The 14,888-nt window shown below is 55.4% G+C and carries 8 protein-coding genes, 2 tRNA genes and 3 rRNA genes; 6 read left to right on the forward strand and 7 right to left on the reverse strand.

Annotation, left to right across the window (positions count from 1 at the left end):
- The first annotated feature begins 87 nt into the window (after positions 1-87).
- The 5 genes from QEZ52_RS19985 to lpxK all read left to right on the forward strand — a co-directional run bounded on the left by QEZ52_RS19985 (position 88) and on the right by lpxK (position 6,075).
- Positions 88-1,608, forward strand: a complete 1,521-nt coding sequence (locus tag QEZ52_RS19985; protein ID WP_406646521.1) for a DUF2125 domain-containing protein — start codon at positions 88-90, stop codon at positions 1,606-1,608.
- Between the two features lie 120 nt (positions 1,609-1,728).
- The gene (locus tag QEZ52_RS19990) at positions 1,729-3,075 is read left to right on the forward strand and encodes a TldD/PmbA family protein (protein ID WP_406646524.1); all 1,347 of its coding nucleotides are present in this window, start codon (positions 1,729-1,731) and stop codon (positions 3,073-3,075) included.
- Positions 3,062-3,847 (forward strand): inositol monophosphatase family protein, encoded by a 786-nt coding sequence (locus tag QEZ52_RS19995; RefSeq protein WP_406646526.1) that lies wholly within the window; start codon positions 3,062-3,064, stop codon positions 3,845-3,847. The genes QEZ52_RS19990 and QEZ52_RS19995 overlap by 14 nt, the downstream gene beginning before the upstream one ends.
- 4 nt (positions 3,848-3,851) lie before the next feature.
- Positions 3,852-5,087 carry a 3-deoxy-D-manno-octulosonic acid transferase gene (locus QEZ52_RS20000; RefSeq protein ID WP_406646528.1) on the forward strand — a complete coding sequence of 412 codons (1,236 nt, stop codon included), beginning with the start codon at positions 3,852-3,854 and terminating at the stop codon, positions 5,085-5,087.
- Positions 5,074-6,075, forward strand: a complete 1,002-nt coding sequence (lpxK, locus tag QEZ52_RS20005; protein WP_406646529.1) for a tetraacyldisaccharide 4'-kinase — start codon at positions 5,074-5,076, stop codon at positions 6,073-6,075. The genes QEZ52_RS20000 and lpxK overlap by 14 nt, the downstream gene beginning before the upstream one ends.
- Before the next feature lie 43 nt (positions 6,076-6,118).
- Here lpxK and QEZ52_RS20010 read toward each other — a convergent pair whose 3' ends face one another.
- Together QEZ52_RS20010 and QEZ52_RS20015 are read right to left on the reverse strand one after the other, a co-directional pair.
- Positions 6,119-6,796 (reverse strand): DsbA family protein, encoded by a 678-nt coding sequence (locus QEZ52_RS20010; RefSeq protein ID WP_406646531.1) that lies wholly within the window; start codon positions 6,794-6,796, stop codon positions 6,119-6,121.
- On the reverse strand, positions 6,793-7,317 hold the full coding sequence (locus QEZ52_RS20015) for a DUF721 domain-containing protein (RefSeq protein WP_406646533.1): 525 nt from the start codon (positions 7,315-7,317) through the stop codon (positions 6,793-6,795). The genes QEZ52_RS20010 and QEZ52_RS20015 overlap by 4 nt, the downstream gene beginning before the upstream one ends.
- Positions 7,318-7,401: 84 nt before the next feature.
- On the opposite strand from QEZ52_RS20015, the gene mutY reads away from it, so the two are divergent.
- On the forward strand, positions 7,402-8,466 hold the full coding sequence (mutY, locus tag QEZ52_RS20020; RefSeq protein ID WP_406646535.1) for an A/G-specific adenine glycosylase: 1,065 nt from the start codon (positions 7,402-7,404) through the stop codon (positions 8,464-8,466).
- A 388-nt stretch (positions 8,467-8,854) separates the two neighbouring features.
- Here mutY and rrf read toward each other — a convergent pair.
- The 5 genes from rrf to QEZ52_RS20045 all read right to left on the reverse strand — a co-directional run bounded on the left by rrf (position 8,855) and on the right by QEZ52_RS20045 (position 14,309).
- A 5S ribosomal RNA gene (gene rrf / locus QEZ52_RS20025) occupies positions 8,855-8,969 on the reverse strand.
- 226 nt (positions 8,970-9,195) lie between these two features.
- Positions 9,196-12,023 (reverse strand): 23S ribosomal RNA (locus QEZ52_RS20030).
- A 445-nt stretch (positions 12,024-12,468) separates the two neighbouring features.
- Positions 12,469-12,544 (reverse strand) — tRNA-Ala (locus QEZ52_RS20035).
- An 86-nt stretch (positions 12,545-12,630) separates the two neighbouring features.
- A tRNA-Ile gene (locus QEZ52_RS20040) sits at positions 12,631-12,707 on the reverse strand.
- A gap of 138 nt (positions 12,708-12,845) precedes the next feature.
- Positions 12,846-14,309: ribosomal RNA gene (locus QEZ52_RS20045) — 16S ribosomal RNA — on the reverse strand.
- The 16S, 23S and 5S rRNA genes sit together here with 2 tRNA genes alongside, the layout of an rRNA operon.
- Positions 14,310-14,888: the final 579 nt, after the last annotated feature.

Here is a 14,888-nt window from a genome sequence, read left to right on the forward strand (position 1 = left end):
AGGGGGAACAGGTCCACCCCTGCCCCCTTGACGCCCGGGCCGCAAGCGCAGACCATATCGCACAAATTCACCACGAAAGGTTCTCATATGTCTGTTTCATTCGCACGCGGGCTGAGTGCGGCATCCATTTTTGCTATTTCAACCTCCACCGGTTGGGCCGATGTCAGCCCTCAGGATGTCTGGTCCGACTGGAAATCCTATTTGACCGGAATGGGCTATGATATTTCTGCCCAAGAGTCACAATCAGGTGGCGTTCTGACGGTCAGCGACCTGTCGCTGGGAATGCAAGTCCCGGACGCAGAGGGCGTCGTCACGATGACCATGCCCCAGCTTGTGTTCACTGATAATGGCGACGGCTCTGTGAATGTCACGCTGCCCGCGGAATTCCCAATGCTCATGTCCATGCGCCCGGACGGCGAAGAATCTGTCGATATCGAGCTGAACTATGCCCATGCCGACGCGGTCATGACCGTATCTGGCGATCCAGACGACATGACCAGCGACTATTCTGCATCCACTGCATCCATTGCGCTGAAATCGCTGAATGTCGATGGTGAAGCGGTCCCCGCCTCGGTCGGGAATTTTGCCATGACCATGAATAACGTGGCCAGCAGCACCCAGACCATCGTAGCCGAGGGGCGCAGTTACGCCCAAAATATGAGCGCGGACAGCCTGACCTACCAACTCGGGTTCAAAGACCCGGACTCTGATGATCAGGCTAGCTTTAACGGCACGTTGAACCAAATAGGGTTTCAAGGAACCGCTGCAGTCCCGGCCGATGCCAATCCAAATGATGTGCGCGCCATGCTGGACGCGGGATTTTCCTTTGATGGCACATTTAGCTACGGACAGGCCACAACTTCGATGAGCGGTGCCGGCGATGGTGAAACCTTTGGGTTTGAAGGTCAGACACAAGACGGTGCCGTCGGCGTCGCCATGAGCGCGACTCACCTGTCGTATGACGTGCAACAAAAAGCCACCAGCATGTCGATCAGCAGCGGAGAGCTCCCGTTTCCCATCATGCTGTCCATGTCCGGGTTCGGGTTCAACATGTCCATGCCGATTGCAAAATCGGACGCTGAACAGGATTTTGCCTTTGGTATCAGCCTGACCGAATTCACAGTGCCTGACATGCTGTGGGGGATGGTCGATCCGGCCGCCATCATGCCGCGGGACCCTGCGACGATTGTGGTCGATCTTTCGGGCAAGGCAAAGATGCTGTTTGATTTGATGGATCCGGAGTCCGCTGCGGAAATGGGCGACCAGCCTCCGGGCGAATTGAACGCGTTGACCGTCAACGATTTGCAGGTTGCCGCTGCTGGCGCCAAAATCGCCGGCACCGGGGACTTCACCTTTGACAACACTGATCTGCAAAGCTTTGATGGAATGCCCGCCCCCAGCGGCGTGGCCAACCTGTCCATCAGCGGTGCGAATGGCCTGATCGATCGTTTGATCCAAATGGGTTTCCTAGCGGAAGAAGACGCGATGGGGGCCCGGATGATGATGGGTATGCTGGCCGTACCGGGGGAGACGCCGGATACGCTGACATCAAAAATCGAAATCAACGATCAGGGTCACATCATTGCAAATGGTCAACGGATCAAATGATCCCAACCTGATGCCAATTCCAAGGGGCTGCGCCAGACGCGGCCCTTTTTGTACGTGCAGGCCTTGCAGCTTGGCGCTGCTCTGGCTAGCTCTGTCTCAGACCTGACACGAAAGAGCCTCATGACCCAATCCTTGCAAGATCTGAGCCACGCCCTGATGGAAGCTGCCCTGAAAGCCGGGGCTGACGCGGCAGACACGCTGGCCGTTCAGGGAAATTCGGTTTCGATCGAAGTCCGCGAAGGAACACTGGAACATGCAGAACGCTCTGAGGGCACGGATCTGGGATTGCGGGTCCTCGTAGGTCAACGCCAGGCCATTGTGTCCGCCTCCGACAGCCGACCGGAAACACTGGCCGCGATGGCCGAACGTGCCGTGGCAATGGCCCGCGAAGCGCCCCAGGATCCGCATATCGGCCTGGCAGAGCCCGACGATTTGGCCCAAGGGTGGGATATCGCCGCCTATGAGTTGGAAGACAGTAGCCCGGAACCCGATCCCGATGCCCTGATGGCGGACGCGCTGGGGGCCGAAGCCGTGGCCAAAGCCGTGCCCGGTGTGACACAGGTTCAATCGGCGGCCGCCGGGTATGGCATGCATGGCGTGCATCTGGCAGCCAGCAACGGATTTTCGGGTGGCTACCGGCGGACCAGCAGATCGCTCTCTTGCGTCGCAATTGCCGGCACCGGGGCGGACATGGAACGGGACTATGACGGCGATTCCCGGATCTTTCAAACGGACCTGCGCAGCGCCCAGGAAATCGGTCAAACCGCCGGCGAACGCGCGGTGGCCAGCCTGAATGCACGCAAGCCACAGACAGGCTGCTATCCCGTCCTGTTTGACGAAAGGATTTCTTCGTCCCTGATCGGACATCTCCTGTCAGCCATCAATGGTGTATCCATCGCTCGCGGATCGTCATGGTTGCTGGATGCCAACGGCAAACAGGTACTACCCGACCGGCTGTCGATCATCGAAGATCCGCACCGGGTACGCATCCCTGGCTCACGACCGTTTGACGCAGAAGGGCTGGCGACCAAACGACGGGCCATTGTTGAAAACGGCATTCTGACGGGGTGGACCATGGATTTGGGAAGCGCCCGTCAGTTGGGGCTGCGCAGCACCGCAAACGCGGCGCGTGGGGCCGGCTCTCCACCGTCACCGGCGAACTGGAACATCGAACTGACCCCAGGGGATCACACCCGCCAAGACCTGCTGCGGGATATGGGCACTGGCCTGCTGATCACTTCGCTGATCGGATCCACCATCAACCCCAACACCGGTGACTATTCACGCGGCGCATCAGGGTTCTGGGTGGAAAACGGCGAAGTCACCCACCCAGTCAACGAATGTACCATTGCTGGCAACCTGCGGGACATGTTGGGCCGCATCATTCCCGGCAATGACGCCCGCCCCTATCTTTCACGCGTGGTTCCATCAATTCTGATCGAGGGTATGACCCTTGCCGGCAGCTGACCTGGACCTTTTGATCGACGCTGCACGCGAAGCTGGTCGGATTGCCACGACATACACTGGCAAAGACGCACGCCGTTGGGACAAACCCGATGGTGCCGGTCCCGTGACCGAAGCAGACCTGGCAGTGAACGCCATGCTCGAAGATCGCTTGCCCGGCGCGCGCCCTGACTATGGCTGGCTGTCGGAAGAAACCGAAGACACAGCTGATCGGTTGAGCCGGGACCGGGTGTTTATCATCGACCCGATTGATGGCACCCGCAGTTTTGCCGATGGGTCTCGCACCTGGGCCCATTCTCTGGCCGTGGCCGAACACGGTGTCGTTTCCGCAGCGGTCATCTATCTACCGCTGCGGGACATGATGTTTACTGCAGCAGCGAACCAAGGTGCCTTTTTGAACGGTGACCCGATCCGGCGCTCTGATTGCCTTCTCCTTGCAGAGGCCGAAATTCTGGCAGCCCGTCCCAACCTACAACCCGAACACTGGCAAAACGGCCATGTCCCCGCTTTTACCCGCAGCTACCGACCTTCTTTGGCGTACCGTTTGGCCACCGTGGCCCAGGGTCGATTTGACGGCATGTTGACCCTGCGCCCCAGTTGGGAGTGGGATATTGCCGCCGGTGATCTGATTTTGCGCGAAGCCGGTGCATGTTGCACAGATCGCTCCGGTGCCCAGTTGCGGTTCAACAACCCTCATCCCATGTTGAACGGTGTTATTGCGTCAAACTTAGTTTTGCACGCCCAGATCCTGGGTGCACTGAGCACGCCGGATTGATTCAATGTCCCAATCTCTGGCACAAAAAGCACGTATTGCACTGACCCGAAATCCCGAACAGGGCGAGGGAAACGGGTCTTCTCACAAGAAGATAAAAGCAATGTCGATCTGGATGCACGCGACATCGGCCGAACGACTGGGCGCTTTGGGAGATATCGCCAGAAGACTCAAAACCACACGCCCCGATCTGCGGGTTCTGGTCACAACCGAATCCGCATTGGCCAGTCTTGCCCTCCCTGAGGGTTGCGATGAACGGGGCGGCCTGCCCACATCCGACACAGCATCCGGAGCCCGTCAATTCCTGGATCGGCACCAGCCTGGCCTGTGCTTGTGGACAGGCGGCGGGTTACGCCCGACATTGATCCGAACAGCCCAAGACCGGGGGACGTGCATGTTATTGGCCGACATTCAGGCTGATGAAGTTCCGACACGCCGCCGCCGATGGCTGACGGATGTCACGCAACGCATGATGGAGTGTTTTTCGTTTGTTTACACCCCGTCCAAAGACGCCCAAGAACGGCTCGTGCGGGTCGGCTATTCCACGGATCTAATCAAACGCACAACCAGCATGCGCAGTTCGGTGACTCCGCCCTATTACCATCCGGACGACCTGAGTGAACTCACTGACTCGCTGGGGGGGCGTCCCGTTTGGTTGGCGGCTTATGCAGAACCCGAAGAATTCGAAACAATTCTGACCGCACATCGGGATGCATTGCGTCGACTGCATCGGTTGCTGTTGGTGATTGTGGTAGATTGCGATCGAAATCGCGATGCGTTGTTTGACGCAGTTGAACACAGCGGATTGCGGTGCACCGACTGGGATCGAGGTGAGATGCCCAGCGACAACACCCAGGTCCTGTTGGCTTGTACCCAAGACGGTCTGGGGCTGTGGTACCGGGTTGCCCCCGTCAGCCTGATTGCGGGCTCTCTGGAACCCGCGTGGCAAGGACACTGCCCCATGGAAGCGCTGGCATTGGGGTCTGCTGTTCTGTTTGGCCCCGGAGTGCGGCGCAACCGGGCGCTGTACAACCGGTTGGCCACGGACAAGGCAGCGATCCAGATCAACAACAGCCAGGACCTGGCGACCAAGATCACCCACTTGTCCGCCCCGGACAAAGCCGCCAGCATGGCCGTGGCGGGATGGGAAGTCGTCACCGAAGGGGCACAGCTGGCGGATCTACTGGTCGATGACATTCAGACTTTTCTGGATCAACAGGAGACACAGTATGCGGGCTCCTGATTTCTGGAACAAACCCCCTGCAGGTTTTGACCTGAAGCGGTTGTTGCTCACCCCTCTGGGGGGTCTCTATGCAATGGCCACAGCCAGACGTCTGGCCAAGGGCAACACATATCGACCCGATGTTCCGGTCATCTGTATCGGAAATTTGAATGCCGGCGGCACTGGCAAAACCCCGACCGTCATCTGGATGGCCGAGACCCTGCGCGATCTGGGCCATGAGCCGCACATTGTTTCGCGTGGATACGGCGGCACACTCGAAGGGCCGGTTCAGGTCGAACCCAGCCGCCACAAGGCCCAGCACGTCGGGGACGAACCGCTGCTACTGGCGGCCTTTGCCGAGGTCTGGGTTTCCAGAGATCGCGCAGCCGGAGCCAGGGCCGCAGTCGAAGCAGGCGCAACAGTTCTGATCCTGGATGACGGGTTTCAAAACCCGTCAGTTGCAAAGGACCTTTCCGTTATTGTGGTCGATGCACGACAGGGGTTTGGCAACGGCAGTTGCCTGCCAGCCGGACCGCTGCGCGAACCTGTGGACGTCGGGTTAAAACGCGCCGACCTGGTTCTGTCACTGGGAGACGATGACGCCCAATACTCATTCAAGGATCAGTGGGCAGCACAGCTTGGTGCCCTGCCTCATTACGTGGGGAAAGTAGAGCCGTTACAAACCGGAATGCCCTGGGAAAGGACACGCGTGCTGGCCTTTGCGGGTATTGGGCACCCCGAAAAATTCTTTACCACCCTGCGCAGTCTAGGGGCCGAGATTTGCCGCTCAGAAGCGCTGGATGACCACCAGAAACTGTCGGCCGCCCTGCTGTCAAGATTGGAGAACGATGCCAAATCTCTGAATGCGCAATTGGTGACGACAGAAAAGGATGCCGTGCGATTGCCGCTGTCGTTTCGGACCAAGGTCGTCACCCTGCCGGTGCGCCTAAAGATTCAGGGGGACGAGGGGCTGCGGGAGCGTTTGAAAATCACCGCACCGCCACCTTGATATGTCGCCGGGCGGGCGTTGACCGCCCACCCGGATCGTTTACTTAGCCCTCCAACTCGGCGTCGAGCAATTTTTTGAAGTCTTCATAAGCCTGGTTTTCAACCTTTTTCCCGTTCATGATGAACGAAGGCGTGGATTCGACTCCATCGGCGGTCGCGTGTTCCTGGTACCATGTCACCAAAGTCTGGGCCTTGTTGGAATCCATCAGGCACGCTTCAAGTTGATCGCTGTCCGTCCCGGCCAAGCGACCGATCTTGCGCAGCCCATCGACGATTTCGGTGGCGCTGCCTGCACGGGCCCATTCGGATTGCCCCTTCATGATCAGATCGGTGATGCCAAAGAATTTCTCCGGCCCTGAGCACCGCGCCACCATTGAGGCCCACAATCCGTAGCGATCAAAATAGACCTCGCGAAAGATGAATTTGACCTTGCCGGTGTCTATGTAGTCCGCCTTGATCTGTTTATAGGGGCCAGCGTGGAAATTGGCGCAATGCGGACAGGTAAAAGAGGCATATTCAATCAACGTAATCGGCGCGTCTTCGGCACCCTGTACCATTTCGACAATCGTGGACGTGTCGATATCAGCGGCCTCCTGGGCATTGGCTGCCCCGACCAACAGGTTCTCAGGTATGGTAGGGGCGGATGCCTGCCACCCCATCACGGCATAACCACCGGCAACAAGAGCAACCAGTGCAAAGACACCGGACATTAGACGGGTCATTTTTCACCCTTTCCTTGGTTTTTCTGTTTTGTCATCACGTTACGCCCCAATCGTTCCAGGGCCTCGCGCAACATGTCGTTTTCGATTGGTTTGGTTGTTTCTTCCGCCTTTTTGACAACATCAGCTGACGGTGCCCGGGCTGTGGGTTTTGCGCCATGCGAGAACTGGGCCTGACCTTCAGCAAATCCAGTTGGAGCAGTCTGTGTCAACCGTATCCGGCTGATCGCGTTATAGCCGTAGACGGCGTTGACCTTGGCGCGCAACTGTTCTTTTTGCATGTCCAGCATCGGTGCCTGGGCACCGGTGGTCAACACTGTCAAAGTTGCACCAAATCCACCACGGCCGTAACCGATATTGACGGGACGCGCGATCGCAGCAATATTTTCGCCAACAATTTCCGGCCAATGGGTCAGCAACCTAGAGACCGCAAACCCCCGGCTTTCCCCTGCACGACGAATTTGATCGCTCAGAAGCGACGCTGTGCGTTTAAAACCGCGGGTTGTTGATCGTCTGGGTGGCATGGTGATGGTTTTGCTCGATTGTGCCGCCTATTGTAAAGAGCGCTGAGACATGTACCAGCAAAACCGGAAATGAAAGTGTAAAGAATGCGTGACCTAGACTGGACTCCGGACGAACTGAGCCAGGACATTCTGAATTGGTATGACCGCAATGCCCGTTCAATGCCTTGGCGGATTGGCCCCAAAGAGCGGACCACCGGAACCGCCCCGGACCCCTACCGGGTCTGGATGTCCGAAATCATGCTTCAACAAACAACTGTGGCAGCCGTGGTCAGCTACTTTGAACGGTTCACACGACGCTGGCCGACGGTATCCGCTCTGGCCGCAGCCCAGGACACGGACGTTATGGGCGAATGGGCAGGGCTTGGGTATTACGCACGGGCGCGCAATCTATTGAAATGCGCCCGAGTCATCGTGACGGAATACGATGGTGTTTTTCCTGATACGTATGACGAGCTTCTAACACTTCCCGGGGTAGGCCCCTATACAGCAGCAGCCGTCGCATCGATTGCGTTTGATCGGCCTGAAACTGTACTGGACGGAAATGTCGAACGGGTGATGTCGCGATTGCACGACATTCATACACCTTTGCCGGGCGTCAAACCTGAACTCAAACGCCTGGCCGGGGATCTGACACCGAATGCGCGCCCCGGGGATTATGCACAGGCTGTGATGGATCTGGGCGCGACCATCTGCACACCAAAATCGCCCGCCTGTGGTCTTTGTCCTTGGCGACTTCCATGCAAAGCGCGCAAAACCGGCACTGCTCCTGAACTTCCTCGCAAAACACCCAAAAAGCCCAAGCCGACGCGGTACGGCATAGTTTATATTGCCCAATCCAAATCCGGCGACTGGTTGCTGGAACGGCGCCCCGATTCGGGATTGTTGGGCGGGATGCTCGGCTGGCCGGGATCTGATTGGACCGACGCACCAAACCCTGCGCCACCCTTTGCCGCCCAATGGCGCGAATTGAAGGCCGAAGTGCGCCATACGTTCACGCATTTCCACCTGATACTGGCGGTGCAATATGCCGAATTTCCCGCAGATTTCAGTCCTGGTAGCCCGTATGAGGTTATTAGTTTGCGTGATTTTCGTGTTTCAGATCTTCCGACGGTTATGCGCAAGGCATACGATTTGTATCGACTTCCTTGATCACTTGGATTTTGACTGAGAAACTAAAATCCTGAACCTCCGCCAATGAAATGGCCCGCCCCTGTATTTGGGAACCCGGTGATCAAAGCGGGGTGTCAAACGACACGAACCAGAAGAGATTGTCACGACATTTTGGCAAGTTGAGATGCCATCTGGCCAAGACATACCGCGCGTTCATGCTATCGGCCAGATACCCAGCCAGGCAGCGGAGCCCACCCATGCTTTGGGCTAACGCCACCTGGGCCGACAGCCATCAACCCGATGGCAACCAGGCAGGTCATACACGAACATCCAGACATATCGACTTGCGAGCTATTTAGTTTGTCTGGTGTTTTTTGTTGGGTGTGTGTTTTGGATCGAATTGAGAGATTTTGTGAGTATTTATTAGGTTTGGCGGTGACCTACTCTCCCACGACTTAAGTCGCAGTACCATTGGCGCTTCGGTGCTTAACTTCCGGGTTCGGGATGGGACCGGGTGTTTCACTCGTGCTATGACCACCAAACCGAATAAATACTCACTGTCCGCTCTGGGACAGTGAGAGTGACAGACAGCGTTTTCCAAAGGAAAGCGCGTTGTCACCCATTCATTGTCAGAGCGGATAGAGATCAATCAACATTGTGCTGTCCAAGCCAAGATTTTTTGGGGCTGTATGCTTTTGTTTGGTTCCAGTTTTGTTGGCCTATTGCGCGGAGCGCTACATGAGGCCAGCAGTCTTACTTTTACTGGATCAAATCAAGCCTATCGGACCATTAGTACCAGTCAACTGAACATGTTACCATGCTTACATCTCTGGCCTATCGACGAGGTGGTCTACCTCGGTCCTCAGGGATACCTTGTTTTGAGGGGGGCTTCCCGCTTAGATGCCTTCAGCGGTTATCCTGTCCGAACATAGCTACCCAGCACTGCCGTTGGCACGACAACTGGTCCACCAGTGGTTCGTTCACCCCGGTCCTCTCGTACTAGGGGCAACTCCTCTCAAGTATCCTACACCCACGGCAGATAGGGACCGAACTGTCTCACGACGTTCTAAACCCAGCTCACGTACCTCTTTAAACGGCGAACAGCCGTACCCTTGGGACCTGCTCCAGCCCCAGGATGAGATGAGCCGACATCGAGGTGCCAAACACTGCCGTCGATATGGACTCTTGGGCAGTATCAGCCTGTTATCCCCGGCGTACCTTTTATCCGTTGAGCGATGGCCCTTCCACTCGGGACCACCGGATCACTATGGCCGTCTTTCGACTCTGCTCGACTTGTCAGTCTCGCAGTCAGGCTGGCTTCTGCCATTGCACTCAACGAGCGATTTCCGACCGCTCTGAGCCAACCTTCGCGCGCCTCCGTTACGCTTTAGGAGGCGACCGCCCCAGTCAAACTACCCGCCACACAGGGTCCCGGATCCGGATAACGGACCGCGGTTAGACATCAAGCAGAGCAAGGGTGGTATCTCAAGGGAGGCTCCACAGAGACTTGCGTCTCTGCTTCAAAGCCCACCACCTATCCTGCACATGCTCGGCCTAATGCCAATGTGAAGCTGTAGTAAAGGTGCACGGGGTCTTTCCGTCTAACCGCGGGAAGCCTGCATCTTGACAGGCAATTCAATTTCGCTGAGTCTATGTTGGAGACAGCGGGGAAGTCGTTACGCCATTCGTGCAGGTCGGAACTTACCCGACAAGGAATTTCGCTACCTTAGGACCGTTATAGTTACGGCCGCCGTTTACCTGGGCTTCAATTCAGAGCTCTCACCCCTCCTTTTAACCTTCAGGCACCGGGCAGGCGTCAGACCCTATACGTCGTCTTGCGACTTCGCAGAGCCCTGTGTTTTTAATAAACAGTCGCCACCCCCTGGTTTGTGCCCCCAGCCCCTAGTTGCCTAGGAACCGGGCCTCCTTCTCGCGAACTTACGGAGGTATTTTGCCGAGTTCCTTCAACATAGTTCTCTCAAGCGCCTTGGTATTCTCTACCAGTCCACCTGTGTCGGTTTAGGGTACGATCTTATAGGAGGGCTATTTCCAGGAACCTCTCAGCAGCCCATTCAATCCGATAAGGATGAACTACCTTCGAGATCCGTCACCACTCCATGGCCCAGGAATATTAACCTGGTTCCCATCGACTACGCCTTTCGGCCTCGCCTTAGGGGTCGGCTTACCCTGCTCAGATTAGCTTTAAGCAGGAACCCTTGGACTTTCGGCGAGAGTGTCTCTCACACTCTTTGTCGCTACTCATGTCATCATTCTCACTAGTGATCTCTCCACGGGATCGCTCACGCGCCCGCTTCATCGAAAGCCTCTCTCCTCCAATACTCCCGAAGGAGTTAAGGAGGAATGAGACTATGTCACACTACGCTCTGCTACCATGCACAATGTGCATCCTAGACTTCGGCTCATGGCTTGAGCCCCGTTACATCTTCGCCGCAGGACAACTTGATTAGACCAGTGAGCTGTTACGCTATCTTTAAAGGATGGCTGCTTCTAAGCCAACCTCCTGGTTGTTTTGGTCGTCCCACCTGCTTTCCCACTTAGCCATGAATTAGGGGCCTTAGTCGTAGGTCAGGGTTGTTTCCCTCTCCACTACGGACGTTAGCATCCGCAGTGTGTCTGCCATCTAGTACTCCCCGGTATTCGGAGTTTGGTTAGGATCAGTAAGCCTGTGGGGCCCCATTACCCATCCAGTGCTCTACCCCCGGGGGTATTCGGATGACGCTCTACCTAAATAGATTTCGCAGAGAACCAGCTATCTCCGAGTTTGATTGGCCTTTCACCCCTAGGCACAATTCATCCCGATCTTTTTCAACAGATGTGGGTTCGGTCCTCCAGTGCATGTTACTGCACCTTCAACCTGATCATGCCTAGATCACTCGGTTTCGGGTCTGATCCATCTAACTCATGCGCCCTATTAAGACTCGCTTTCGCTGCGCCTACACCTAACGGCTTAAGCTTGCTAGATAGACCAAGTCGATGACCCATTATACAAAAGGTACGCTGTCAGGCCGCAAGGGCCCTCCAACTGATTGTAGGCGTTCGGTTTCAGGTACTGTTTCACTCCCCTCGTCGGGGTGCTTTTCACCTTTCCCTCACGGTACTGGTTCACTATCGGTCAGTAAGGAGTACTTAGCCTTCGAAGGTGGTCCTCCGATCTTCAGACAGAATTTCACGTGTTCCGCCCTACTTAATACGTCCATCAAAGCTTCCTATACGGGGCTATCACCCGCTATGGCCATGCTTCCCAACATGTTCTAGTCACTCATCTGGCTCGGCTGGTCCCCGTTCGCTCGCCGCTACTAGGGGAGTATCAATTGATTTCCTTTCCTCCGGGTACTTAGATGTTTCAGTTCCCCGGGTTTGCTCTTATAAACCTATGTATTCAGTCTATAAGTACCTGTTTAAGAACATTATAAACTACCGAAGTAATTATAATGAACTTTCAGGTGGGTTGCCCCATTCAGAGATCCATGGATCAAAGCTTATTCTCAGCTCCTCATGGCTTATCGCAGAGTATCACGTCTTTCATCGCCTCTTACTGCCAAGGCATTCACCAAACGCCCTTCTCGCGCTTGATTTGATCCAGAAAGAGAAAGACTGATCTTTCGCGGCACCCCAGCTGGTAACTAAAGGGGCCTTAACTTTCTGAACCAAAAGCATACTTTCCCGCTCTTCACCCCGAACCCACACTTCCGATGTCGGTCGGACCCGTGTGGAGGGTGAAGAACATTTGGTTCAAATCCGTGCAGAATTTGAACCGGGTTAGTGTACTTGACTTGGACAACTCTGTTCGTTTCAGACGGGATACGCACAAAGGAGACGAGGAAACATCTCCAATCACGCCTTCTGGACCTTCTTGCGAAGAACCAGAACCGTACTGAGATCATCCACGTACTTGTGGCGATCAAACAGTGTTGATTGATTTTCTCTCTAAACGATGTCAATGCAACCGAAGTTGCGTGCGTCCGATTGGACGATCAAACACTCAATACTAAGTGCTTGATGATCTAATCGGGAAAGTAATGGTGGAGCCTAGGAGGATCGAACTCCTGACCTCCTGAATGCAAATCAGGCGCTCTCCCAGCTGAGCTAAGGCCCCACGTTATGCAGTCGCTATCGTGACCTTTTGCTCCGCAAAAGACACTGTCGCGACAACGACATTTCTGCCAATGGCAAAAAATGTCTTGGTGGGTCGAGGAGGACTTGAACCTCCGACCTCACGCTTATCAGGCGTGCGCTCTAACCACCTGAGCTACCGACCCAGACAGGCCGGCAGGCCTGGTGTGTGCTGAAGAGATATGAGGACGGCCTGGTCCGTGATGTGGTCAGTTTTGATTACTGACCGTTGCTAAGTGTTCCACGAACAAAAACAAGTTCTTGCTGACTAGGAACATCCTTAGAAAGGAGGTGATCCAGCCGCAGGTTCCCCTACGGCTACCTTGTTACGACTTCACCCCAGTCGCTGAGCTCACCGTGGTCCGCTGCCCCCTCGAAAGGTTGGCGCACGGCCTTCGGGTAAACCCAACTCCCATGGTGTGACGGGCGGTGTGTACAAGGCCCGGGAACGTATTCACCGCGTCATGCTGTTACGCGATTACTAGCGATTCCGACTTCATGGGGTCGAGTTGCAGACCCCAATCCGAACTGAGACAGTTTTTTGGGATTAACCCATTGTCACTGCCATTGTAGCACGTGTGTAGCCCAACCCGTAAGGGCCATGAGGACTTGACGTCATCCACACCTTCCTCCCGCTTATCACGGGCAGTTTCTTTAGAGTGCCCAGCCGAACTGCTGGCAACTAAAGATGTGGGTTGCGCTCGTTGCCGGACTTAACCGAACATCTCACGACACGAGCTGACGACAGCCATGCAGCACCTGTCACTAGGTCACCGAAGTGAAAGCCAAATCTCTCTGGCGGTCCTAGGATGTCAAGGGTTGGTAAGGTTCTGCGCGTTGCTTCGAATTAAACCACATGCTCCACCGCTTGTGCGGGCCCCCGTCAATTCCTTTGAGTTTTAATCTTGCGACCGTACTCCCCAGGCGGAATGCTTAATCCGTTAGGTGTGTCACCGAATAGCATGCTACCCGACGACTGGCATTCATCGTTTACGGTGTGGACTACCAGGGTATCTAATCCTGTTTGCTCCCCACACTTTCGTACCTCAGCGTCAGTATCGAGCCAGTGAGCCGCCTTCGCCACTGGTGTTCCTCCGAATATCTACGAATTTCACCTCTACACTCGGAATTCCACTCACCTCTCTCGAACTCAAGACCAGGAGTTTAAGAGGCAGTTCCAGGGTTGAGCCCTGGGATTTCACCCCTTACTTTCTGATCCGCCTACGTACGCTTTACGCCCAGTAATTCCGAACAACGCTAACCCCCTCCGTATTACCGCGGCTGCTGGCACGGAGTTAGCCGGGGTTTCTTTACCAGATACTGTCATTATCATCTCTGGCGAAAGTGCTTTACGACCCTAAGGCCTTCATCACACACGCGGCATGGCTGGATCAGGCTTGCGCCCATTGTCCAAGATTCCCCACTGCTGCCTCCCGTAGGAGTCTGGGCCGTGTCTCAGTCCCAGTGTTGCTGATCATCCTCTAAAACCAGCTATAGATCGTAGACTTGGTAGGCCATTACCCCACCAACTATCTAATCTAACGCGGGCTGATCCAAATCCGATAAATCTTTCCCCCGAAGGGCGTATAAGGTATTACTCACCGTTTCCAGTGGCTATTCCTTAGATCTGGGTACATTCCCACGCGTTACTAACCCGTCCGCCGCTCGCCCCGAAGGGTGCGCTCGACTTGCATGTGTTAGGCCTGCCGCCAGCGTTCGTTCTGAGCCAGGATCAAACTCTCAAGTTGAAATGATCTTGCGATCATGTCCTTGACGTTCGAACCTCTGCACATCCACATAATGGCCTTACTGAAACCATCATGCGTCTTTTCTGTTTGTCTGTGCTTCAGCTACCAAAGTAACCGAAAGCCGTCCAAACAGTGAAGCTGACACTCCATCATCGGCCGAAGCCTAAGAGCGCGATATGCGAGGCTGATCCATCGAAATGAACCAAACCGCCCACATATCTCTTCAGATATTAGCAATGTCAAATAACGTTGGACCACCAAGCCTAAACCCGACAACCCGAGAGACAAAATCAACCGACTGCGCTAAACTTCCTAGCGCGGCCCGCTCAACTTATCCCCAATTCTTTCCGCCTCACTTCGCTCAAGTTCCGAACCTTCCGTCCGTCCCCGCCGCTCCGTCTGGCGTCCCGTTGTGCGCCTCAGCGCCGCCGGTGAGGGGGGTTCTACGGTTAACCCACCATACCCGCAACCCCTAATTTACAAAAAATACAACTTTCTCAAAAAATCACAAATATATAAACAATAACAATGTCTTAGAGGGGGCAGCCAATGAGCGAAGACATGGAACGTCACCTCAAG

Origin of the sequence: Aliisedimentitalea scapharcae, from assembly GCF_045277565.1 — a bacterium.
GTDB lineage: Bacteria > Pseudomonadota > Alphaproteobacteria > Rhodobacterales > Rhodobacteraceae > Aliisedimentitalea > Aliisedimentitalea scapharcae.

Coding starts and splice junctions, on each gene's coding strand:
- QEZ52_RS19985 (WP_406646521.1), top strand. CDS start 88: ATGTCTGTTTCATTCGCACGCGGGCTGAGTGCGGCATCCATTTTTGCT.
- mutY (WP_406646535.1), top strand. CDS start 7,402: ATGCGTGACCTAGACTGGACTCCGGACGAACTGAGCCAGGACATTCTG.
- QEZ52_RS20015 (WP_406646533.1), bottom strand. CDS start 7,317: ATGCCACCCAGACGATCAACAACCCGCGGTTTTAAACGCACAGCGTCG.
- QEZ52_RS20010 (WP_406646531.1), bottom strand. CDS start 6,796: ATGACCCGTCTAATGTCCGGTGTCTTTGCACTGGTTGCTCTTGTTGCC.
- lpxK (WP_406646529.1), top strand. CDS start 5,074: ATGCGGGCTCCTGATTTCTGGAACAAACCCCCTGCAGGTTTTGACCTG.
- QEZ52_RS19990 (WP_406646524.1), top strand. CDS start 1,729: ATGACCCAATCCTTGCAAGATCTGAGCCACGCCCTGATGGAAGCTGCC.
- QEZ52_RS20000 (WP_406646528.1), top strand. CDS start 3,852: ATGTCCCAATCTCTGGCACAAAAAGCACGTATTGCACTGACCCGAAAT.